Genomic DNA, 21,507 nt, shown 5'->3' with positions numbered 1-21,507 from the left:
TGCCCGTCCCCTGCCTTTTTGGCCCAGACGGAGCGGTCTGATCAATCTCAACCGCAGCGCCTGATCGTTTCAACATACCCAACAATCAGACCGTTTTGGCCCCAATCTCGCCCAAGTTTGCCGCGATATTCACGCAATAGGACAGATGTGTCTGTGCAGAATGCCAGACATGGGTGACCGCGCGGGATCGAAACTGCATTGAACCTGCAGCAGCTCCAGCCGCCAAGCCCTTGTGAGTAGAGGATAAAGGCTATGAGTAGTGTAATGCCCCAACCAGAAACAGCGCCGATTGTTGCCTGTACCGTCAGCCGCGACGTGCAGAACTTCGATCTTTTGATCGAGGACATGGAAGATTCCATGGGCGAAAGCTGGGGCGATCTCGGGTTTGCCGAGGCACTTGCCTTTTTCAACCAGCCCGAAGCCAATGCGATGGAATTCATCGCCCTGGCGATGGACCAGGAGGACGAGGACAACCTGGTGCTGATGACCCAGATCATCAGCCAGGCCAAGGCCCACGACATCAAGGTCATCCTGATCGCAGAGGATGTCACCCCCGCCGCGCTGCACAGCCTGCTGCGGCAGGGCGCGGATGAATTTGTTCCCTATCCCCTGCCCGAAGGCGAGTTGGCGCAGGCCATCGACCGCGTGCGCATGGTCGACCAGGCGGTCCAGCAGCACGTCGAAGCCAGCGGACCCAGCCTGCGTGCAGGTGCCAACAAGAATGGCGCGGTGATCGTGGTACACGGTCTTGCCGGTGGCACCGGCAGCACCACAATGGCGGTGAACCTGGCTTGGGAACTGGCCACGGCCGACAAGAAAAACGCGCCCTCGGTGTGCCTGCTGGATCTCGATTTCCAATACGGTTCCGTTGCGACCTTCCTCGACCTGCCGCGCCGCGAGGCCGTCTACGAGATGCTGTCTGACACCGAAGCCATGGACGACGAAATTTTCGGTCAGGCGATGCTGACCTATGAAGACAAGCTGAACGTGTTGACCGCCCCCACGGATATGCTGCCGCTGGACCTGCTGGGCTCCGAAGACATCGAACGTGTGCTGAGCATCGCGCGCAGCCAGTTCGATTACGTGGTGATCGACATGCCCTCGACGCTGGTGCAATGGTCTGAAACCGTTCTCAACCAGGCGCATGTCTATTTTGCCATGCTCGAACTCGACATGCGGTCGGCGCAGAACACGCTGCGGTTCAAACGCGCGCTGCAATCCGAGGATCTGCCGGTTGAAAAGCTGCGCTATGTGCTGAACCGCGCACCCAAGTTCACGGACCTGAACGGCAAGAGCCGCGTCAAGCGGATGGCGGAATCGCTGAGCATCTCCATCGACGTGCAACTGCCGGACGGGGGCAAGCCGATCACGCAGGCCAATGACCACGGCCTGCCGCTTGCCAATTCCGCGCCGAAAAGCCCGCTGCGCCGCGAAATCGCCAAGCTTGCCGCCTCAATCCATCACTTGAAAGGCGACCAGGCCGAAGCGGCCTGATCCCCGAACTGAAAGAGCCTGCCATGTTTTCGAAATACAAGAAGACGCCAGAGACCGCAGCGGCCCGCAAACCGGCGGCGGTGGTTGACCTCGCACCGCCACCCGCCGCCCATGCGGCCAAAACGGTGGTGCGCAAGGCCGCGCAACCTGCCGCAGCCGCACCCATCGACAAGGATGTGAAGCGCAAGCAGCGGATGGGCGAGATCAAGCTGGAACTGCACCGCGCCCTGCTGGACAACCTGAACCTGGCGGCGCTGGAACATGCAAGCGAAGCCGACCTGCGTCAGGAGATCAACGCGATCTCGGCGGAGATTCTGGCCGAGAAAAGCATCGTTCTGAACCGCGAAGACCGGATGACGCTGAACTCCGAGCTCTTTGACGAGGTGACGGGCCTTGGGCCGCTGGAAACCCTACTCAAGGACGATACGGTCAACGATATCCTGGTGAACGGCCCGCAGCAGATTTTCGTCGAACGCGACGGCAAGCTGCAGCTGACCGATATCACCTTCAAGGACGAAAAACACCTGCTGCGCATCATCGACAAGATCGTCAGCGCCGTGGGCCGCCGGGTGGATGAATCCAACCCCTATGTGGACGCCCGTCTGCAGGATGGCTCGCGCTTCAACGCGATGGTGCCGCCGGTTGCGGTGGACGGCAGCCTTGTCTCCATCCGTAAGTTCAAGAAAGACAAGCTGGGGATCGACGATCTGGTGAATTTCGGTGCCTTCACCGAGGAAATGGCCGCCTATCTGCAAGCCGCCGTGGCGACCCGCCTGAACATCATCGTGTCGGGCGGCACCGGTTCGGGCAAGACCACGACGCTGAACGCCCTGTCGTCCTTTATCGACAACGCCGAGCGTATCCTGACCATCGAGGATACGGCGGAACTTCAGCTGCAACAGACCCATGTGGGCCGGATGGAAAGCCGCCCCGCCAACGTCGAAGGCAAGGGCGAGGTTTCCCCCCGCGACTGTCTGAAAAACGCCCTGCGGATGCGTCCTGACCGGATCATCGTGGGCGAGACGCGCGGCGAGGAAGTCATCGACATGCTGCAGGCCATGAACACCGGCCACGACGGTTCGATGACCACGATCCACGCCAACTCCGCCCGCGACGGCGTGTCCCGTCTGGAGAACATGATCGCCATGGCCGGGATCGAAATGCCGCTGAAAGCCGTGCGCAGCCAGATCTCCTCGGCTGTGAACCTGATCGTGCAGGCCAGCCGCCTGCAGGACGGTTCGCGCCGCATGACTTCAATCACCGAAATCACGGGCATGGAGGGCGATGTCATCTCCATGCAGGAAATCTTCCGCTATCAGCGCGTGGGCCTGACACCCGACAACAAGATCATCGGCCATTTCACCGCCACCGGGGTGCGCAGCCACTATGCGGAACGCTTCCGCATGTGGGGCTATGACTTGCCCTCGTCCATCTATGAACCGATTGCGGCCCAATAGGCTGCACCCCAGGAAACCCCCGGCCCGCCGGGCCGCGTCACAAGAATGCATCTGCCCTGTAAGGAATTAGTGCAATGAGCGCCGAACCAATCATCTACGGCCTGATCTTCATCGGTGTTCTGGTGCTGGTCGAAGGCCTTTACCTTGTCGCCTTTGGCAAATCCATCAGCCTCAACAGCCGCGTGAACCGCCGCCTTGAGATGCTGGAAAAAGGCACCCGCCGCGAGGAGGTGCTGGACAAGCTGCGCAAGGAAATGCAGCAGCACATGGATGCCAAGACCATCCCGCTGTATTCGCTGCTGTCGATCAAGGCACAAAAGGCGGCCATCGCCTTTACGCCCAAGCAGCTTCTGATGATCATGGCCGGGGTCTCTGCCGCGGCCTTCATGGCGCTGACCGTGGGCACCGAAACCGACGCGCCGGTGCGCGCCCTTCTGTCGGTCGGCATCGGTGTCGGCGGCGTCTATTTCTGGATCTCGGCCAAGGCGAACAAACGCATGGGCATGATCGAGGAACAGCTGCCCGATGCGGTGGAGCTGATGGTGCGCTCGCTTCGGGTGGGGCATCCGTTCTCCAACGCCATTTCCATTGTTTCAAAGGAAATCCAGGATCCGCTGGCCTCCGAATTCGGGGTGATCGCCGATGAATCCGCCTATGGCCGCGACGTGGGCGAGGCGCTGAAAGACATGGCCGAACGCCTGGACATGCAGGATCTGCGCTTTCTCGCCGTGGCCGTGACGATCCAGCAGCAATCAGGTGGTAACCTGGCCGAGATCCTCGCCGGTCTGGCCAAGGTGATCCGCGCCCGTTTCCGCCTGTTCCGCCGGGTCAAGGCGATCACGGCAGAGGCAAAATGGTCCGGCAAGTTCCTGTCCGCCTTCCCCATCGTGGCGCTGATCGTGATCAACGTCTCCGACCCGCATTACTATGACGAAGTGCGCGACCACGCCCTGTTCATTCCCGCCTGTTTCCTCGTGGGTATCTTCCTGGCGATGAACCTCTTTGTGATGCGCATTCTCACCGACATCAAAGTGTAAGGCAGAGACATGGATATCCTTTTACAGATCAACGATCAGGTCACCCGGACCCTCGGCCCGATGGGGTTGATCATCATCGCTGGTGTCGTGGGCTTTGTCATGGTGGCCACCGCCGCCATCATGTACATGCGCCAGCCCGAGGACCCGCTGACCAAGCTCAAGCGCAACGCGGCGAACCCGGGCAAGGCAGACCAGAACGCCAGGCTGCGTCAGGCCGACCAGAACGCACAATTGCAGAAATTCGCCAAATTCCTCGAACCCGAGGATGTTGCCGAACTCTCCGCCAAACAGCTCATGCTGCGCCAGGCCGGATATCAGTCGCGCGACGCGGTGCGCATCTTCTACTTCGCACAGATGGCGCTGGGGCTGCTCGGCATGGCCGCGGGCATCTTCTACACCGGTGTGCTGGGCGGTGGCGAAGGCATGAGCACGCAAAAGACAATGATCTACACCCTGATGCCCGGCGCATTGGGATACTTCCTGCCGAAATACTGGGTGACGCGCCGCGTCGAGGCCCGCAAGGAGGAAATCACCCGTGGTTTCCCCGACGCGCTCGACATGATGCTGGTCTGCGTCGAGGCCGGCCAGTCGCTTGACCAATGTATCGTCCGCGTCAGCGCCGAACTGCGCGCCTCCTACCGCGCCCTGTCCGAGGAATTCCAGATCGTCGCCTACGAGATGAAGGCCGGCAAGGACAAGATCACGGTCCTGAATGACATGGGCGAACGCTGCGGCGTGCAGGACGTGTCGTCCTTTGTGACCGTGCTGGTGCAATCGGCCGCCTTCGGGACGTCGATCTCGGACGCGCTGCGGGTCTATGCCGCGGAAATGCGTGATAAACGCGTGATGCGCGCGGAAGAGGCCGCAAACAAGTTGCCAACCAAGATGACCCTTGCCACAATGATGCTCACGGTGCCGCCGCTGCTGATCATTCTTGTGGGTCCTTCGGTCCATGGCATCACGCAACTTGGCAATATGGGTGGACTGGCGGAATAATGACACCACGACACGGGCGCGGATCTATCCGTGCCCTTGCCCTGACAACCATCCTTGGATTGGCCGCCTGTTCACCGGGCGGCTTTTCTGCGTCGAAATCCGAACAGGTCTATGCCCCCGGCGTCGACCAGCGGGCAGAGGCGGTTGACGGTGTCGAAGTGGGCCACCGCCTGATTGCCGCCGGGCAATACGAACTGGCCATCAAATCCTTCAACCGTGCAGCGCTCGACCAGGGGCTCAACGGCGAAGTGCTGTCGGGTCTCGGTTCCGCCAACCTCGGGCTTGGCCGTCTGGGACAGGCCGAAACCCTGCTGCGCCGCGCCGTGAAGGAAGATGGCAGCCAGCCCGAAGTCTGGAACAACCTGGGCGTTGTCCTGATGGAACGGGGCAAGACCGTCGAGGCCGAGCAGATCTTCAAGAAGGCCTATGCGCTCGACAATGGCCAAAGTGACGCAATCCGCGACAATCTTCGCTTGGCACTCGCCAAATCGCAAAATTCTGATAACGTAGAACTTGACGACAACGATTATAAGCTGGTGCGCCGGGGCGGCGGTGATTTTCTGATCACAGCCCCTCTTTAACGACACCGGTATCGAGGTAGAGCAGAAAAGGACGCAAACATGCGCCACCCTATTCTTTTGGCCGTCTGCATCGCAGGCGTGACCGCTGTTGCAGGCTGCGGTGAAAAAGACGCAAACGCCACTGTCGAACGCGCCTTCAAGGACGTCAACGTGGTCGACGAGAGCAATCTTTCCGATGTGATGCTGACAGTTGCGGACCCGAACGAGGCGGTGACCTATTTCGCACGCGCCACCGCCGAGAAACCCGATGACATCAGCCACCAGCGCGGCCTTGCATCCTCGCTGATCCGGGCAAAACGGGTGACAGAGGGCGCCGTCGCCTGGTCCAAGGTGACCAAGATGAAGGGCGCCACCAGCGACGACAGCGTCGAATATGCCGATGCGCTGATCCGCGCGGGCGACTGGGCCAAGGCGGAAAAAATCCTTGATGGCGTGCCGCCCACCCATGAGACATTCAAGCGCTACAGGCTTGAGGCGCTGGTCGCCGACAGCAAGCAGGAATGGAAGAAGGCTGACAGCTTTTACGAGATCGCAGTCGGGCTGACCACCACGCCGGGTGCCGTCATGAACAACTGGGGCTATTCCAAACTGACCCGCGGCGATTATGCCGATGCGGAGCGGCTGTTCTCTGAAGCCGTGCGTCAGGACACCACCCTGTTCACCGCCAAGAACAACCTGATCCTGGCCCGCGCCGCACAGCGCGACTACACCCTGCCCGTGATCCCGATGGACCAGACGGAGCGCGCGCAACTGCTGCACACCATGGCATTGTCCGCGATCAAGAAAGGCGATGTGGAAACCGGCAAAGGGCTGTTGCGCGAAGCCATTGACACCCATCCGCAGCATTTCGAAGCCGCCGTGCGATCGCTGCGCGCTTTGGAAAGCTAGTCTCTTGACGATCAGCGCCACGGACGCACTGTGGTTCCTGCCCTTTGTCCTGCCGATCTGTCTTTACGTCGCCTATACCGACATGGCGCTGATGAAGATCACCAACAAGGCTGTCATCCTGCTGGCCCTGATCTTTGTCGTGCTGGGTTTCTTCCTGTTGCCTTTCGACGTCTACCTGTGGCGGCTTGCGGCACTGCTGATTGTGCTGGCAGTGGGTGTGGTCCTGAACGCGGCCGGGGTCCTGGGCGCGGGCGACGCCAAATTCGCCGCGGCCGCCGCGCCTTACATCGCCTTGGGTGACCTGCGGCTGCTGATCTCGCTGTTCATGGTGACCCTTCTGGCGGCTGTCGTGGCCCACAAGGGGGCCAAATATTCCCCCCTGCGCCGGATGGCCCCGGAATGGGTCAGCTGGGAGCAGACCAAGAAATTCCCCATGGGCCTCGCTCTTGGCCCCACTTTGGCCATCTATCTGATCCTGGGTGCCCTCTATGGCGCCTGATAAACGCCATAATCCGCCGTTAAACCCCGTCTGAGCAGCAACGCCCCGCCCGACAGGAGCCGCACCGTGAACATGCAGACCACCGCCGTCATGGCCCCGCCGCCGCCGAAGCGGCTTGAAGACATGAAATTGCCGATCGTGATGATGCGGGACATCCTGCTCAAGACGATCTTCCGCAAGAACGTCGAGCTTGTCAGCGAACTCTCGGCTGCCATCTGCCTGCCGATCCCGGTGACCCAGGAACTGGTGGACATGGCCCGCACCCAGCGCCTGCTGGAGGCAACAGGCACGCTGAATGCCCAGAACGGCAACGAAATGGGCTACCAGCTGACAGACGCAGGCAAGGCCCGCGCGCTGGACGCGCTGGCGCAGTCGGAATACTTCGGCCCGATGCCGGTGCCGCTGGACGTCTACCGCGAACAGGTCAAACGCCAGTCGGTGCGCAACCTGCAGATCACCCGCGAACAGCTGACCGGCGCCATGGGCCACCTGGTGCTGCCCGACAGCCTGCTCGACCACCTCGGCCCCGCTGTCGGCGCAGGCCGGTCGATCCTGATGTACGGTCCGCCCGGCAACGGCAAATCCTCGATTTCAAACGGCATCCGCGACGCGCTCGGCGACAGGGTCTATGTGCCGCGCGCCATCGAATACGCCAGCCAGGTGATCACGGTCTATGATCCTATCGTCCATTCCAAGGCCGAGGACGAAGTGCAGGATCCGACCTCGCTGCGCCGCGTCACCCGCTATGACATGCGCTATGTCTGCTGCGAACGGCCCACGGTGATCACCGGGGGCGAATTGTCGCTCGACATGCTCGATCTGGTCTACAACCCCACCGCGCGCACCTATCAGGCGCCGCTGCAGCTGAAATCCACCGGGGGCATCTTCATCGTCGATGACCTTGGCCGGCAGAAGGAACCGCCTCAATCCATCGTCAACCGCTGGATCGTGCCGCTTGAAGAGAGCAAGGACATCCTTGCCCTGCAATCGGGCGAAAAGTTCGAGGTGCCTTTCGACACGCTGGTGATCTTTTCCACCAACTTCCACCCGAACGAGATCTTTGACCAGGCCGCCCTGCGCCGCATCTTCTTCAAGATCAAGATCGACGGCCCGAACCAGCAGAACTTCCTCAAGATCTTTGCCATGGTCGCCAAGAAACGCGGCATGCCGCTGGACGAGGCGACCCTGGTGCATCTGCTCAAGGTGAAATACCCGACGATCGACAACATCTATGCGAATTACCAGCCGATCTTCCTGATCGACCAGATGATCGCGATCTGTGAATTCGAAGGCATCCCCTACCAGATGAGCCCCGATCTGATCGACCGCGCCTGGGCGAACATGTTCGTGAAGGACGAACATATCGTGAAATAGATGCACCCGATCTGACCGGCTGACGCGAACGGCACCTGGTTCACCAGGGGTTTCCGGAAATCAGGCGCTGTTTTCCGCGCCCTACCCGCATTCAAAAGCGTAAATCGTGACCTGACGCTGCCGGAAATCAGAGATTTCAACGCTCAGATGACAAGAACTGCCTCAAGGTAAACGCGAAACGCTCTTATCCATTTCTTTTTGGCCCCAAATATTCCCGGGGGTCCGGGGGCTGGCCCCCGGTCTGTCCCATGCTACCTTGCCCGACATGCGCCCCCTGCCCCCCCTCTTCTCCGACTGGTTCGCCGCCAAGGGCTGGTCCATCCACCCGCACCAGCAGGCGATGCTGGACCGCGCGGATGACCCCGCCCTTCTGCTCATCGCACCCACCGGCGGGGGCAAGACGCTGTCGGGCTTCCTGCCCACGCTGATCGACCTTGCCGATGGGCAGCACGAGGGGATGCACACGCTTTATGTTTCGCCGCTGAAGGCGCTGGCCGCCGATATCAAACGCAACCTGACCACCCCGGTGCAGGAGATGTCGCTGCCCGTCACCATCGACGAACGCACCGGCGACACCGCCTCCGCGCGCCGCCGCCGCCAGCGCGCCGACCCGCCCAATATCTTCCTCACCACACCGGAAAGCCTTGCCCTGCTGGTCAGCTACGAGGATGCACCGCGCATGTTTCGCGGCCTCAAGCGGGTGGTGATCGACGAAATCCATGCCCTGGCGGAAAGCAAGCGGGGCGACCAGCTGATGCTGGCACTGGCGCGGTTGCAGACCCTCTGCCCCGATCTGAAGCGCGTGGGGCTTTCCGCCACGGTGGAAGACCCCGCCGCCATTGCCCATCTGATGGCCCGCCATCCCGACCCCTGCGAGATCCTGCTGGCCGATCCCGGCCCGGCCCCCGACATCCGGATGCTGCGCACCGAAGAGGCTCCACCATGGTCCGGCGGCGGTGCGGCCTATGCCATCCCCGCGGTGCTGGAAGAGGTGCGCAAGCATCAGACCACGCTGATCTTCCACAACACCCGCGCCCAGGCCGAGATCTTCTTTCACAACCTTTGGCTCGCCAATGACGACAGCCTGCCCATCGGCATCCACCACGGCAGCCTAGACCGCGACCAGCGCCAGCGGGTAGAGGCGGCGATGGTCCGTGGCGACTTGCGCGCCATCGTCTGCACCGGAAGCCTCGATCTGGGAATCGACTGGGGCGATGTGGACCTGGTGATCCAGATCGGCGCGCCCAAGAACGTCAAACGTCTGGTGCAGCGCATCGGCCGCGCCAACCACCGCTACAACGCCCCTTCCAAGGCGCTGCTGGTGCCCGCCAACCGCTTTGAAGTGGTGGAATGTGTCGCTGCCCTCGACGCGGTGCTGGCGGTGGATCTGGACGGCGACCCGCGCGGCCCCGGCCCGCGCGACGTGCTGTGCCAGCACATCCTGATCGCCGCCTGCGCCGGGCCCTTCGACGCCGAGGCGCTTTTTGCCGAAGTCACTTCCGCAGGGGCCTATGCGGCCCTGTCCCGCGCCGAATTCGACGCCTGCCTCGCCTTTTGCGCAACGGGCGGCTATGCCCTGCGCGCCTATGACCGCTGGCAACGCCTGCTGCAGCGCCCCGACGGGCGGTGGCAGCTGCGCGACCCCCGCGCGGCACAGCGCATCCGCATGAACATCGGCACCATTCAGGACACCGACACGCTCAAGGTCCGCCTGCGCCGCAACCGGGGCGGCAAGCCGCTGGGCGAGATCGAGGAAGGCTTTGCCGCCAGCCTGACCCCCGGCGATACCTTCCTGATCGGCGGGCAGATCGTGAAATACGAGGGCCTGCGCGAGATGACGGTGGAGGTCAGCCGGGATGCGGCCCGAAAGCCAAAGATCGCCACCTTCATGGGCACCAAATTCGCCACATCGACGCAGCTTTCCGCCCGGGTGCAGGAGATGTTCACGCAAGACAACTGGCCCGACCTGCCACGCCACACCGCCGAATGGCTGCATCTGCAGCGCGAGGTCAGCCAGCTGCCGCAGCCGGGCCGCTTGCTGATCGAGAGTTTCCCCCATGACGGGCGCGAACAGACGGTCGTCTACGGCTTTGCCGGGCGCAACGGGATGCAGACCCTGGGCCTCTTGCTGACCAAGCGGATGGAGGAACTGGGCCTGCATCCCCTGGGCTTTGTCGCCACCGATTATGCCACGCTGATCTGGGGTCTGGAGGCGCTCAAGGACCCCGCGCCGCTCTTTGACCCCGCGGCGCTGCACGAGGGGCTGGAGACCTGGCTGGCAGGCAATGCGGTGATGAAACGCACCTTCCGCGCCTCCGCCACCATCGCGGGGCTGATCGAACGCAACACGCCCTCGGCGCGCAAGTCGGGGCGGCAGGCGACGTTTTCCTCCGACATCCTCTATGACACGCTGATGCGCTACGACCCGGACCACCTGATGCTGCAGATCACCCGCGAAGAGGCCCTGCGCGGTTTGGTGGATTTCGGCCGCATCGAAGAAATGCTGACCCGCATCGGCGGCCGCATCGACCACCGCCGCCTGTCCCGGGTGACACCGCTGGCCGCACCCCTGTTCCTTGAAATGGGCCGCGTCCCGGTCCAGGGCGAGGCCGAGGAGCGCCTGCTGGCGGAAGAGGCCGCCCGCCTGATGGAAACCTCCGGCCTTGCGCAGATCACCACGGCACCGTCGAACAAACCAAAATGGCGGGCGGGGTTCTGAACGCAGGAGCCTTTGGGGGGCTGATCAGGATTAGAGGAGCGGGGAGAAGGGGCTGATCAGTGGATGAGGGCGGGAAGCGGTCATTCGCTGCAGTAGCGATGTGCAAACGACGGGGATTCCTAAGCGGACATCCCGGCTCAGCTGCGCGACCGAAGCTGCCCCTCTCGAGATCATGCCGAGCATAACCTTGCCAGAAAGTGGGTAGTTGTATTGCAGTTCTAATGGCGTGCGTACCCTCTCGCACAGGCTTTGCGTGCGCTGTCAGGTAATAGGACATGGCGCTACCATGATGAAATTGCCCCATACTGTTTCCTTCCTTTCCTTCGAAAGGATCGTAATATCCAACCGTGGGATCAACGCCTAGTCAGGCTAAACTTTCGTTGGTGTAATTTAAAAGTGAAAAAACATTGATATCAGTAACCAAAGGTCTCTTTCCTGTGGGCCATCATACTTCCGTGAAGATCGACCCATCTTTTGTCTTTGGACAGGATATTGGACACGTATGAAAGGCGACCAATGACTTGTTCAAGGGTACTTCTAGGATTTTCGTTTTCTATTTGACGACAGTGACCGTAAATGCCGAACTTATGAATAAAATAACAATCCTGCTTCAATGAGCGCAAATACTCACGAGGTACAGATACCTTTTCATTCACAACCAGACCTGTCACAATTTGCTGATTGTTAGGCTTTAGTACGCGTGTTTTCTTGGGGTTCAGGCTAAGCTTCAGTTTTCCAAGTTCTTTTGAAACCAATTTCACGTAATTCTCAACATGTAAATCTGAACCCGAGAACGTCATATCGTCGGCGTATCTAGTATAGCGGATTTTCTCAGCCTTGCATTTCGCAAATATTACTTCATCAAAGTTAGTTAAGTATATGTTGCTTAAGCAACCACTCGTTGCGGCTCCTTGCGGCAAACTTCCATTCAAGCAGCAGAGCTTGGCCAAGAAGACGCTAACCTTTTTTGAGTAACCAAATTTCAAAAAGATGGAAACAACTTGCCGCTCGATGATTGAGCCGAAAAAGTTTTTTACGTCCATTTTCAAAAGTAATGGTTGAGATCTGTGAAAACGGGCATTCTCCCTAATGCCAACCCCTTTTCGATAGGCCTTGGCTGCTCCATGCAGCGTTACACTCGACAACATGTTGTCAAGAATCCAGCGTTGAACAAAGTGCAAGCTTGGAAGGGGAGCATCGATACGCCTTGTTCCACCACTATTTTTCTGGAGATCAAATGATCGATAAAAATGCTGGGGGCCGTTCGACATCTCATATAGGCTCTCAGCGCGGACTCCAATGAGCATAGAGAAGTGTTCAACCGAAAGTATCGCTGGCAAACCCTTTGAGGCGATGTTCTCAATATACGACAGAACAGCGGCTTTGTGGGCTTCCTTGACCTTTTCGGTGAATGAGATTTCTAAAGTTTCTAATTTCATAGTAGGGCGGTCTTTCGGCTACCAAAATCACTGTAATTAATTCTTCATTAATTACAGATGGAGGACGTAAGGACGACATCGTCTTAGTGGTCTTTTCTTTCCAAGTAAAGTCACTAAGACGATGGCTAGTACTCAGTCCGATCAAGGGTGGCGACACGCCACCCCAACAACCGACCTTTCGATCAATCGTTAAAACTAACCTCGCGGAATATCTCATCCGCTAAAGACCGTCCAACTATGAAATTCTGTCCTGCTTTACTTCTTTCAAAAATCTCCCGTTTCATTGAGATCATCTTGGGTGCGCGACCTCGGTTCATCTTAAATAGCGACGCTCTACCAAGTTCAGTCAATTCAAATGTGCCTTCAATGTCCACCAGTAGTCCCTGATTGACGAGAACGGTCATCTCTGCGCTAACCCAGCCTACGCCGTTTCGGAAGGTGTCCACAGGTAGCTTTTGCCGAAAATAGACTGAACGAAGTATGCTGTTTCTAATTTGCCTCAATTTTTGGGGCGAGGGAACGGTGCTGGCCATTTTTTTCGTCCTTCATGCCAAAATATTGGTAGTGTGTTATTAGGTGTCTTCTTCAATGTAACCGAAGCTTCACAACTAGAATAGCCTCTCTTGTAGTCAGCATTGCAGCATGTCGAGGCTTCAATAGCATCATAAGTTTCATGTATCTTGGCCACGTCAACACCTCTTAGTTGGGCAATCTCATGGAGGCATTTTGGGCGGCTGTGAAGGTGAACAGTTGAATACCCCTCTTCTTCAATTCTTAGTCGCCCCTCATCCTGAAAGATGAGCGCGGCGACGCAATCGCACCTAACCGCAATGTCGTTGTCATTGAGATAAGTGAGCATCTTAAAAAACTGATTTCCAGAGCCAATGAAATCATCAACCAAAACACAGAAGCCATCAGCAGCAAGAAATTTCTCGCTGGTTGGGTCTTCGAAGAAGGAGAAACGTTTCTGAGGAAAGAGGTTGATTAAACTTGAAAATTCATAGCTAAGGCTCGCACCGCTTTTCACCTTTTCTGATTCAAAATCTTTGACCGTTGAAATGAAAATCCGCTCTTGGTCTGTCTCGGCAACAATCCTTTCGAGAAGATGCTTTGCTGGTACTTGATACTCTTTGATGATCAAGTATCGTTCCAGAATATCGAGCGACAGTTTTCTTTGTTGAACATCCATTCCGCTAAGAAATAACCTGAGTGCGTCTAGGACTGTTTCCCCAGATGCTCGAAGGCCATCATAAGCAGCCCACTTTTTCTGATCAACAATGTCAGCCAGTCTCTTAACTTCGCTCACATTCATCTAGCAGTTCCGAGTGTTCAAAACGCGAAGCTTCCTGCGTCGCCCCGGCAGTCTGATACCGTGCATTGTGTGATTGGTCATGAGCAGGAGTGGTCCTTCGATGTGGTTCTCGGAAGCATCGCAAAATCAAGAGTTTGGCGCAACAGATAACCTTTTCATCTTGTATACCAAAGTTACTTTTCTTTGCACTGCACTATTGAAGCGAATGTCCCCTTCGACGGGCCGCATCGCGGCATTAGGGTCGTGTGGCCAAAGTCCGCAATGGGCCGAAACTGCCGCAGCGAAGGTCCTCAGCCCGCCAATAGTCTCCCAAAACCCCTTGCTGCAAACCTCTCCGTAAATCCCTGCAGAACCCCTGTCACGCTACAACTACATCCATGTTGGGAAACACTGAAACCTGCAGTAAGTGGGATTATCCGGAATCAAGCGGTTTTGGCCGGAAATGCGCCATATAAACAAGGGGCACGCTCAACCTATTCGGATACCGCAATGCGGTGGTCCGGTGTTTTTCAGTGACCGACAAAGCGCCCTTTTTAGGTTCGACCAAGTCATTTCGCGACATCGGTTCCTTCAGCTTCCCACTGGCTGGGAAGACCCAGTAAAAAAGGCTTCAAAGGATATTTTGCAGCGGCATAATTAGCTTTATCGGCGAAAAAACGGTGCTTGAACTGGGAAGTGGGCTTCCAACTTCGATCCGTGACTTCCCAGAACGGGATTACATCAATTAAAACAAAAACATAAGCCAAGTTTACAGGCTTAACATAAGGCCGCGAACCTGGAAGCGATTTTTTGCAGAATTTCTAGGTTGGTGGATTGGGGCTGCCTAGCTTGGCGCATCGCGTGCCGCCCTGCGCCCAATAGCGCAGCCACGCTTTCTCGCGAGCTCTACCCGACTGAATTCCATATGGTGCCTTAATCGATACCTTTGAATTTGCCCCGTTTGCATCGAAACGAACAATCCCCAAAATTGCTGGCGTATAGCTCTCAATCGAATGAATGATCTCGCCGTATCGAAGATCTGAATAGAGTTGACCGTCAACGGAGATACTTGCGCCCGTTGGTGAGAATATTCCTCCCGAGCCCAAACATATCCGCATGGTTCGGAGAGTGCGTGCATAGTTTTGCTGATATCCATTCTGAACTATGAATTGAGCATCAAAAGGCCCCGAAAGCGCAGTGCCTTGATCCTGACACCCAGCCAATCCAGCTACCAAAATCCCTGCTGTAATCCAACGTCTATTCATTAGTCTACCTTTCAAAATCATGCCCTGACCAGACGACCTGGCCGATGATCGTCAGTCGATCGGCATCGTCCATTGTAAGCAGCTGCGGCTCGTAGTTTCTGTTGTCGGAAATCAGCGCCAGCGCCTGAGAGTGGACGGTCACACGCTTCACCTGGGCGTCGCCATCGGCGTTCACGAAGGCGAACAGGCGATTACTGCGAAACCTGCGCACCTGCTGGTCGATCATGACCAAGTCACCATTGTAGAGCGTCGGTTCCATGCTGTCACCCATGACGTTCACGAGGCAGCAATGCTTTGGGTTTACACCAATTCTGGACAGCCAATCCAGCCTGAACGCCAGAGACGAGGTCGGGATGTTATCGCCGTTGTGCGCACCATGACCGGCCGCAAGCTGCGCCTCATACCGAGGAATGCGGGCAAAGTCGGCACCGATTTTCTGGTGATTTGAAATCGGCGCACGTGGAGGGCCAATATATAACTCCAACCCGAGCGCGTTACATATCTCTTCTACTCGCGCTAGCCTCGGCCCGCTGTGTTTGTCACCACGACCAACATTCCTGAGCGCATCGGCTGGCAAACCGTGTTTTTTCTCAATCGCATAGACCTTTTCGTCCAACTCAGAAAGTCGGTTTCTAACGATCTTTTGGAAGTCAATCCGGTCAGGCATCATGATTCGGGATTATTACCGAAATACTCAACTCTTGACTATCGGTATTATTACCGTCTAATCTCTCGGTAACAACACCGAGGCAAAACATGCAGACGCAGACACTCACGAAGATCGCAACGGAATACGCGCAACAGACTGGGCTCAAGCTGTCCACAGTGTCGACCTACGCGGCCAACGACGGAAAGTTCTTCAAGAGCCTTTCCGAGGGTGCAGGTTGCACGCTGAGAAAGGCGGACCGGATCATCCAATGGTTCGATGAGAACTGGCCCGCCGATCTCGAATGGCCGGAGGACATTCCGCGCCCATCCCTCAACAAAACCGAACGGAAGGCGTCATGATCGGCACCTCCCTTTTCTCATCCCGGCGTCGGCTTGGCAGCCCTGACGTACCGGGTGGTCGCGCGGCGGGTAAACCCTCCCCCAGGCAGCGCCGCGCGGCCGTTTTCCTTTCAGACCTGATCGGCGTGATCTGCATCTTCGGAATGCTGTTTGCCGGTCTCTTTATCGGGAGCATTTTGCAATGACTGACCCAATGTGGCTCGATCCATTTGGCGCGAATTCGCAACCCCATCCCCCCGCTTACAAGCTGGCGGCGTTTGAACGTGCCATCGAGAACTATCGCGACGTGCAGCAGCAACATGCCGATTTCATCCAGTTTATGGAGCGCGAGGGGACCACGGCATCGGCAGAAGCCGACCACGAACGCGCAGAGGCCTTGCTGAGGCAAGTTGAAACCGCGCGGGACGTGCTGGCCGGGCAGGCCCTGGTGGTGCTTGCAGGCGGGCTTCTTGAGCGCTGTGCAGAGATCCTCGCCATTGAGACGGCGGGGCGTCCCTGATGCATCACGGCAGGCTCAGTTCAAGCCCAAGACTGCAGCGGGCGTTGCGCGCCTTGCAGGCTGCCAACGGGGAAATCAGTACCCGAGAGCTGGCTGAGCGTGCCGAGATTTGCGCTGTCAATTCCACGATTGCCGAACTGCGCGCCAACGGAGCCGAGATCAACTGCCGACAGGAGGTCAAGGATGGCAAGCGGCGGTTCTACTACACCCTTCTGAAATCACCGGAGACCAAGACCTGATGGCTGCCAAGCTTCTATTCACCGGCGAGTTGCCGATACGCGATATTGACGTGTCAGACAGACTGCGCCCGCTGTCCGAGACCGCTGTCGTCAGCTTGATGGCGTCGATCGAGGAAGTCGGGCAGCAATCCGAAATCCATGTGCGCAAAATCCGCCACCAGGGCGGGCGCATGAAGTTGATCCTCGGGCGGCACCGCATCGAGGCGTTGAGCCGGTTGGGCTGCACTTCCATCGCATCGAAGCTGTGGGATTGCACGGATGACTGGGCCCGGATGGCCGAGATCGACGACAACCTCGCCCATGCCGACCTGAATGCGCTTGATCTGGCGGTGTTCTTGGCCGAGCGAAAGGTCGTGTATGAGCGGATGTATCCAGAGGCAAAAGCGGCTACTGGAGCGGCCCTTGTGGCGAAGCGTTGGAATACGACGGACATGATGTCCGCCGTATCAAAAGAAAACGACGTCATGTCGTTTTGCCAAAGCGTTGCTGAACAACGCGACCTGAGCGAGCGTCAAATTCGTCGCCTTGTCGCAGCGGGTCAGGCCCTTGACCGAGAATCCATTCGGCAGCTTCGTGCCGCTCCGAAACGCGTCACCCTCGCCGATCTGCAAACCCTCGCCAAATGTGGCGTAGAGGCCGACCGGCGCGCGATCTGCGCGGCCCTAGCGGCGGGTGAAGCGAAGTCCGCAAAGGCCGCGCTCACTGCTCGGTACGCCAAGCCCGGCGATGTGGCGCGACAGCCTGCCGATCTTGACGCACGACGGCTGGCGGATGCCTTTGCCCGTGCCTCGCAGGAAGGCCGCAAGCGGTTTGCACGTGATCACCTTGAGGCATTGCAGAAGCTGATTGCGCAGGTGTCCAAATGACCCAGCGCAGCGCCCCCGAACAGATCTGGTGGAGTGTCGACGAGTTGGTCGATGCCGCCTTGCCCGATCTGCCAACATCCAAGCGCGCGGTGAACCTGCGGGCCGAAGAATGGCGGCGCATTCCGGGCGGTGCCCGGCGCAAGGCCGGTCGTGGTGGGGGCTGGGAATATCACTGGTCGGTTCTGCCCCTGTCGGCGCAGCGTGTGTTGCTGGCACGCCGCGAACCCGAACCTCAAAAGCTGGGCAGCGATGAGGCATGGATTGCCTTCGACAGACTGCCCCAGCGGATCAAGGATGCCGCCGCTGAACGCCTCGCCTGCCTGAGAGCTGTTGATGCCCTTCACGAGGCCGGTTGCACCCATGTCGCGGCGGTGTCGGGTGCCGCTGGCCGGTTCAATGTATCAGAGCGGACGGTCTATAATTGGCTGGCACTTGTTGACGGCGTTGCCCCGGAAGATCACGCGGCATTCCTTGCGCCGCGCCATCGGTGGACCAAGCGCAAGAAGACCGCGGCCGTCGATCCTGAATTTTTCGCCCTGGTAAAAGACGACTTTTTGCGGCCCGAGCAACCGACATTCACGTCCTGCTATGACCGTGCGGTCCGGATCGCCAAGGCCGAGCGGTTGCCAGTCGCTCCGATCCACCAGCTGCGCCGTCTGTACAAGGCAGAGGTTTCCAAACCGGTCGAGATATTTCACCGGAAGGGCCAGGAGGCGCTGCGCCGCTTCTTCCCGCATCAGGAACGCGATAAAACTGCCCTGGCACCAATGGAATGTGTGCAGGGCGATTTCCACCGCTTTGATGTGTTCGTGAACTGGCCCGGCGAGCCCGAACCGGTTCGGCCGCAGGGTGTGTTCTTTTCCGACGTCCATTCGGGCAAGCTGTTGGTACAGCGTCTGTCGACCACGGCCAACAGCCACACGGTGCAGCTGGCCATCGGCGATATGATCGAGCGTTTTGGCATCCCTCAGTCCGCCTTGCTGGACAACGGACGGGAGTTCGCGGCGAAAGTGATCACCGGCGGGGCCAAGACCCGCTTTCGGTTCAAGGTCCGCGACGATGACATTCCTGGCCTTCTGCCGCTGCTCGGTGTGGATGTGCATTGGGCGACACCCTATTCCGGTCAATCCAAGCCGATCGAGCGCGCTTTCCGTGATCTGTGTGATCGTGTTGCCAAGCACCCCGAGTTTTCCGGTGCCTACACCGGCAACAAGCCCGATGCGAAGCCTGAGAACTACCGGTCCCGAGCGATTGACCTGGACGTATTCAAGGCGGTTTTGGCGCAGGAAGTGATCGAGCACAATGAGCGTCCCGGAAGGCGCAGCGAAGTGGCATTCGGTCGCTCTTTTAATGCGGTATTTGAAGAGGGTTACAAGACCTCACCGATCCGGCGCGCGACGGAAGAACAGTGCCGTCTCTGGCTGCTCTCAGCTGAAGGTTTGCGAGGCAACAGCAAGAACGGTGAAATCCGGCTCCACGACAATCGGTACTGGTCGGAGTGGATGTACCGCATCGCCGGGCAGAAGATCGTGGCCCGGTTTGATCCTGATGCGCTGCACGAAGGCATCCACATCTATGACCTCGAGGGCAGTTACCTCGGCGATGCAGCCTGCCTCGACAAGGGCGGCTTCCTGAATGTCGAAGACGCCCGCACCGTAGCTCGGGAGCGTGGCAACTACAAAAAGGCCATCCGCGAAGAGGCCAAGGCGGCTCAGAAATACAAGGCCGCAGATCTTGCCGCGCGGCTTCGCGATGCCACACCGGCACCTGAAGACGATCGCCCCGAAGCCGGGATTGTCAGGATGGTGCCGCCGCACCCGCGGGCCCCAAAACCAGAGCGCGCCTCAGATGCAAACCGGGAGGATGCTGACCGGATCACCGGGCACGTCACCCGCCTTGCCGAACGCCAGCGCGCACGTTCCGCAGAGCCTGAAGGGCCAGAGGTGCGGTTTGCGCGTGCGTTGGCCTTCGAAGCGAAGCTGGCAGCAGGTGATCCCATCACCAAAGCACAAGCCGACTGGTTGGCCGATTACCAGTTGAGCAGTGAGTACAGCGGCTATGCGCGCACGCGCAGGCTGTTCGGTCAGAGCAACGATTAGGAGAGGAACAGAGCATGACACCTTCCATCGCCCCCCTGCGCAACGTCGCAGCCTTCATCGGCATGGTGGAGCGCGTCCAGGAACGCGCCTTCAGCTTGCCGGGCATGGCGACATTCCATGGGCCATCAGGGTTTGGCAAGACAACGGCCGTTACGGTCGCGGCCAATGAATTTCAGGCCTATTGCGTCCAGGTCAAGGATTGCTGGACGCCAACCTATCTGGCCGAGGCCATCATGCGCGAAATGGGCCTGCCCAAGGTGCGCGGGGTTGCCGCCATGGTCGATATGATCGGGGCGCAGCTGGCGCGCAGCGACCGGCCCCTGATCATCGACGACGCCCAGTACCTTCTGCGTAAGCGGATGATCGAACTGACCCGCGACATCTACGAGAGCAGTCAGGCACCCGTGATCCTGGTGGGCGAGGAAGAACTGCCCCAGACGCTGACCAAGTGGGAGAATATCCACAACCGGATGCTGGTCTGGGAGCCTGCCCTGCCCTGCAACCTGGATGACGCGCAATATCTGGCTCCGATCTATTGCCGGGGCGTGGCCGTTTCTGACGATTTGCTGGAGACCATCGTCAATTCCTCGGGCGGCTCGATCAGGCGGGTCGCGACAAACCTGTCGCGCGTCCAGGAATTGGCGCGGCGGCGAGGCGAACCCGAGGCTGATCTTGCATTTTGGGGAGATCGGGCCTTTGACACCGGGCTGCCCCCTGCAAAGCGAAACGCCAAGGAGTTGGGGCAGAGCGCCGCGGTTCTAAGCCTCGAGAAACGGGTAAAGCGCGCATGAAACCCTCCCCAACAAAGACCGAGCAGGTTGTCTGGGAAGACGCCCGGAAACTGCACGAATTTCATTACACCGATCTCGTACAGTTCGGGATCAGCGAGAATACCGCACGCGGCTACATGCGCCGCTGGGAGCGGTGGAACTGGATCAGGCTGGTCCGCACCGACGACAACAAACGCCGGTACTTCGCCGCTGCGGATCGCCCGGTTCTGGAGGTTGAACCGGTCTCTGCGAAACCGACACCTGAGGGCAACATGTGGCGTGCCATGCGGCGTCTCGGTCAGTTCTCTGCCACCGATGTGGCCGCACATGCCAACGCTGGTGGCATCGCGGTCTCTGTGGAAGAGGCACGTGGGTATTGCCGGAAGCTTATGTCGGCGGAGTATCTGCGGGTCCGGGTGACAGCGATCCCCGGTCGCCGGGAAGCGCATTATCAGCTGATCAATGACACCGGCCCCCGTGCGCCGAGAACGACACGTCTGCAGGGTCTGATCGATCCCAACTGCAACACGTTTCACCCGGCAGACAGGAGCATCAAGTCATGAGTGCGCTGGAAACCGCAAAAGACGCATGGGGCAATCCGCCAGACTGGATCATAGCCCTGGCAATGGAGTGCGACCGCAGCTCCCAGAACCAGGTTGCAAGACGCCTTGAACGATCCGCGCCCGTGATCTCGGGTGTTCTGCGCAACACTTATCGCGGCAGCATGGAAACCGTTGAGGATATCGTCCGGGGTACGTTGCTCAAGGAAACGATTGCCTGCCCGGTCCTGGGGGAAATTGAAAAGCAGCATTGCCGCAAATGGCGCGGGCGATCGCGCAAGTTCGCGAACACCAACAGTCAATCGGTCACGATGTACCGCGCCTGCAACCGGTGTGAGCACAACGTCACGGAGGATCAGGAATGAACTCTCGCTATGCTGAAATTGTCAGTCTGGCCAAGCAGCGGGTCCGCCCGGTGGCCATTGC

General features: G+C 58.8%; 23 protein-coding genes. 18 read left to right on the top strand and 5 right to left on the bottom strand.

Features of this window, described 5'->3' with window-relative positions:
- Window positions 1-252: 252 nt before the first annotated feature.
- The 9 genes from O4H53_RS24210 to O4H53_RS24170 all read left to right on the top strand — a co-directional run bounded on the left by O4H53_RS24210 (window position 253) and on the right by O4H53_RS24170 (window position 11,045).
- Window positions 253-1,494 carry an AAA family ATPase gene (locus tag O4H53_RS24210; RefSeq protein ID WP_269367546.1) on the top strand — a complete coding sequence of 414 codons (1,242 nt, stop codon included), beginning with the start codon at window positions 253-255 and terminating at the stop codon, window positions 1,492-1,494.
- Window positions 1,495-1,517: 23 nt separating this feature from the next.
- The gene (locus tag O4H53_RS24205; RefSeq protein ID WP_269367545.1) at window positions 1,518-2,951 is read left to right on the top strand and encodes a CpaF family protein; all 1,434 of its coding nucleotides are present in this window, start codon (window positions 1,518-1,520) and stop codon (window positions 2,949-2,951) included.
- Window positions 2,952-3,025: 74 nt separating this feature from the next.
- Window positions 3,026-3,988 carry a type II secretion system F family protein gene (locus O4H53_RS24200; RefSeq protein ID WP_114272678.1) on the top strand — a complete coding sequence of 321 codons (963 nt, stop codon included), beginning with the start codon at window positions 3,026-3,028 and terminating at the stop codon, window positions 3,986-3,988.
- 9 nt (window positions 3,989-3,997) lie between these two features.
- Window positions 3,998-4,984 (top strand): type II secretion system F family protein, encoded by a 987-nt coding sequence (locus O4H53_RS24195; protein WP_269367544.1) that lies wholly within the window; start codon window positions 3,998-4,000, stop codon window positions 4,982-4,984.
- The gene (locus O4H53_RS24190) at window positions 4,984-5,565 is read left to right on the top strand and encodes a tetratricopeptide repeat protein (RefSeq protein WP_269367543.1); all 582 of its coding nucleotides are present in this window, start codon (window positions 4,984-4,986) and stop codon (window positions 5,563-5,565) included. Before O4H53_RS24195 ends, O4H53_RS24190 begins: the two co-directional genes overlap by 1 nt.
- A gap of 39 nt (window positions 5,566-5,604) precedes the next feature.
- Window positions 5,605-6,453, top strand: coding sequence for a tetratricopeptide repeat protein (locus tag O4H53_RS24185; protein WP_269367542.1), 849 nt, complete (start codon window positions 5,605-5,607; stop codon window positions 6,451-6,453).
- A 4-nt stretch (window positions 6,454-6,457) separates the two neighbouring features.
- On the top strand, window positions 6,458-6,952 hold the full coding sequence (locus O4H53_RS24180) for a prepilin peptidase (RefSeq protein WP_269367541.1): 495 nt from the start codon (window positions 6,458-6,460) through the stop codon (window positions 6,950-6,952).
- Window positions 6,953-7,018: 66 nt separating this feature from the next.
- Window positions 7,019-8,326: an ATPase gene (locus O4H53_RS24175; protein ID WP_269367540.1), complete on the top strand. Its 1,308-nt coding sequence runs from the start codon at window positions 7,019-7,021 to the stop codon at window positions 8,324-8,326.
- Between the two features lie 265 nt (window positions 8,327-8,591).
- Window positions 8,592-11,045, top strand: a complete 2,454-nt coding sequence (locus O4H53_RS24170) for a ligase-associated DNA damage response DEXH box helicase (protein ID WP_269367539.1) — start codon at window positions 8,592-8,594, stop codon at window positions 11,043-11,045.
- Window positions 11,046-11,458: 413 nt separating this feature from the next.
- Here the strand turns inward: O4H53_RS24170 and O4H53_RS24165 are convergent, their stop codons facing one another.
- From O4H53_RS24165 to O4H53_RS24145, 5 genes are all read right to left on the bottom strand, one after another.
- Window positions 11,459-12,484 carry a reverse transcriptase domain-containing protein gene (locus tag O4H53_RS24165; protein WP_269367538.1) on the bottom strand — a complete coding sequence of 342 codons (1,026 nt, stop codon included), beginning with the start codon at window positions 12,482-12,484 and terminating at the stop codon, window positions 11,459-11,461.
- Between the two features lie 182 nt (window positions 12,485-12,666).
- On the bottom strand, window positions 12,667-13,017 hold the full coding sequence (locus O4H53_RS24160; protein ID WP_269367537.1) for a hypothetical protein: 351 nt from the start codon (window positions 13,015-13,017) through the stop codon (window positions 12,667-12,669).
- Window positions 12,984-13,796 (bottom strand): phosphoribosyltransferase-like protein, encoded by an 813-nt coding sequence (locus O4H53_RS24155; RefSeq protein ID WP_269367536.1) that lies wholly within the window; start codon window positions 13,794-13,796, stop codon window positions 12,984-12,986. The genes O4H53_RS24160 and O4H53_RS24155 overlap by 34 nt, the downstream gene beginning before the upstream one ends.
- 548 nt (window positions 13,797-14,344) lie before the next feature.
- Complete coding sequence (locus O4H53_RS24150; protein WP_269367535.1) at window positions 14,345-14,542, bottom strand: hypothetical protein; 198 nt, start codon at window positions 14,540-14,542, stop codon at window positions 14,345-14,347.
- Window positions 14,543-15,044: 502 nt separating this feature from the next.
- On the bottom strand, window positions 15,045-15,707 hold the full coding sequence (locus O4H53_RS24145) for a S24 family peptidase (RefSeq protein WP_269367534.1): 663 nt from the start codon (window positions 15,705-15,707) through the stop codon (window positions 15,045-15,047).
- An 89-nt stretch (window positions 15,708-15,796) separates the two neighbouring features.
- On the opposite strand from O4H53_RS24145, the gene O4H53_RS24140 reads away from it, so the two are divergent.
- From O4H53_RS24140 to O4H53_RS24100, 9 genes are read left to right on the top strand one after another with little or no spacing between them, the layout of a single operon-like run.
- Window positions 15,797-16,048, top strand: coding sequence for a hypothetical protein (locus O4H53_RS24140; RefSeq protein WP_269367533.1), 252 nt, complete (start codon window positions 15,797-15,799; stop codon window positions 16,046-16,048).
- Entirely contained in the window at window positions 16,045-16,233 is a 189-nt protein-coding gene (locus O4H53_RS24135; protein WP_269367532.1) for a hypothetical protein, read from the top strand. The genes O4H53_RS24140 and O4H53_RS24135 overlap by 4 nt, the downstream gene beginning before the upstream one ends.
- Window positions 16,230-16,547 (top strand): hypothetical protein, encoded by a 318-nt coding sequence (locus tag O4H53_RS24130; RefSeq protein ID WP_269367531.1) that lies wholly within the window; start codon window positions 16,230-16,232, stop codon window positions 16,545-16,547. The genes O4H53_RS24135 and O4H53_RS24130 overlap by 4 nt, the downstream gene beginning before the upstream one ends.
- A 53-nt stretch (window positions 16,548-16,600) precedes the next feature.
- The gene (locus O4H53_RS24125; protein ID WP_443069635.1) at window positions 16,601-16,786 is read left to right on the top strand and encodes a hypothetical protein; all 186 of its coding nucleotides are present in this window, start codon (window positions 16,601-16,603) and stop codon (window positions 16,784-16,786) included.
- Window positions 16,786-17,652, top strand: coding sequence for a ParB/RepB/Spo0J family partition protein (locus O4H53_RS24120; protein ID WP_269367529.1), 867 nt, complete (start codon window positions 16,786-16,788; stop codon window positions 17,650-17,652). Before O4H53_RS24125 ends, O4H53_RS24120 begins: the two co-directional genes overlap by 1 nt.
- A gap of 44 nt (window positions 17,653-17,696) precedes the next feature.
- Window positions 17,697-19,751, top strand: coding sequence for a transposase domain-containing protein (locus O4H53_RS24115; RefSeq protein ID WP_331284250.1), 2,055 nt, complete (start codon window positions 17,697-17,699; stop codon window positions 19,749-19,751).
- Window positions 19,752-19,765: 14 nt separating this feature from the next.
- A complete protein-coding gene (locus tag O4H53_RS24110) occupies window positions 19,766-20,542 on the top strand; it encodes an AAA family ATPase (RefSeq protein ID WP_269367527.1) in 777 nt (258 codons plus the stop codon).
- Window positions 20,539-21,084 (top strand): hypothetical protein, encoded by a 546-nt coding sequence (locus O4H53_RS24105; RefSeq protein WP_269367526.1) that lies wholly within the window; start codon window positions 20,539-20,541, stop codon window positions 21,082-21,084. Before O4H53_RS24110 ends, O4H53_RS24105 begins: the two co-directional genes overlap by 4 nt.
- The gene (locus O4H53_RS24100; RefSeq protein ID WP_269367525.1) at window positions 21,081-21,446 is read left to right on the top strand and encodes a hypothetical protein; all 366 of its coding nucleotides are present in this window, start codon (window positions 21,081-21,083) and stop codon (window positions 21,444-21,446) included. The genes O4H53_RS24105 and O4H53_RS24100 overlap by 4 nt, the downstream gene beginning before the upstream one ends.
- Window positions 21,447-21,507 lie beyond the last annotated feature (61 nt).

This window comes from Sulfitobacter sp. G21635-S1 (genome assembly GCF_027213915.1).
GTDB lineage: Bacteria > Pseudomonadota > Alphaproteobacteria > Rhodobacterales > Rhodobacteraceae > Sulfitobacter.
The sequence above is the reverse complement of the archived record's forward strand: the minus strand, read 5'-3'. Positions and strand labels throughout refer to the sequence as shown.

Bases quoted from the DNA above. Each gene is read 5' to 3' on its own strand.
- O4H53_RS24195 (WP_269367544.1), top strand. From the start codon at position 3,998: ATGGATATCCTTTTACAGATCAACGATCAGGTCACCCGGACCCTCGGC.
- O4H53_RS24160 (WP_269367537.1), bottom strand. From the start codon at position 13,017: ATGGCCAGCACCGTTCCCTCGCCCCAAAAATTGAGGCAAATTAGAAAC.
- O4H53_RS24155 (WP_269367536.1), bottom strand. From the start codon at position 13,796: ATGAATGTGAGCGAAGTTAAGAGACTGGCTGACATTGTTGATCAGAAA.
- O4H53_RS24205 (WP_269367545.1), top strand. From the start codon at position 1,518: ATGTTTTCGAAATACAAGAAGACGCCAGAGACCGCAGCGGCCCGCAAA.
- O4H53_RS24165 (WP_269367538.1), bottom strand. From the start codon at position 12,484: ATGAAATTAGAAACTTTAGAAATCTCATTCACCGAAAAGGTCAAGGAA.
- O4H53_RS24185 (WP_269367542.1), top strand. From the start codon at position 5,605: ATGCGCCACCCTATTCTTTTGGCCGTCTGCATCGCAGGCGTGACCGCT.
- O4H53_RS24130 (WP_269367531.1), top strand. From the start codon at position 16,230: ATGACTGACCCAATGTGGCTCGATCCATTTGGCGCGAATTCGCAACCC.
- O4H53_RS24105 (WP_269367526.1), top strand. From the start codon at position 20,539: ATGAAACCCTCCCCAACAAAGACCGAGCAGGTTGTCTGGGAAGACGCC.
- O4H53_RS24200 (WP_114272678.1), top strand. From the start codon at position 3,026: ATGAGCGCCGAACCAATCATCTACGGCCTGATCTTCATCGGTGTTCTG.
- O4H53_RS24110 (WP_269367527.1), top strand. From the start codon at position 19,766: ATGACACCTTCCATCGCCCCCCTGCGCAACGTCGCAGCCTTCATCGGC.
- O4H53_RS24170 (WP_269367539.1), top strand. From the start codon at position 8,592: ATGCGCCCCCTGCCCCCCCTCTTCTCCGACTGGTTCGCCGCCAAGGGC.
- O4H53_RS24140 (WP_269367533.1), top strand. From the start codon at position 15,797: ATGCAGACGCAGACACTCACGAAGATCGCAACGGAATACGCGCAACAG.
- O4H53_RS24190 (WP_269367543.1), top strand. From the start codon at position 4,984: ATGACACCACGACACGGGCGCGGATCTATCCGTGCCCTTGCCCTGACA.
- O4H53_RS24135 (WP_269367532.1), top strand. From the start codon at position 16,045: ATGATCGGCACCTCCCTTTTCTCATCCCGGCGTCGGCTTGGCAGCCCT.
- O4H53_RS24210 (WP_269367546.1), top strand. From the start codon at position 253: ATGAGTAGTGTAATGCCCCAACCAGAAACAGCGCCGATTGTTGCCTGT.
- O4H53_RS24145 (WP_269367534.1), bottom strand. From the start codon at position 15,707: ATGCCTGACCGGATTGACTTCCAAAAGATCGTTAGAAACCGACTTTCT.
- O4H53_RS24120 (WP_269367529.1), top strand. From the start codon at position 16,786: ATGGCTGCCAAGCTTCTATTCACCGGCGAGTTGCCGATACGCGATATT.
- O4H53_RS24100 (WP_269367525.1), top strand. From the start codon at position 21,081: ATGAGTGCGCTGGAAACCGCAAAAGACGCATGGGGCAATCCGCCAGAC.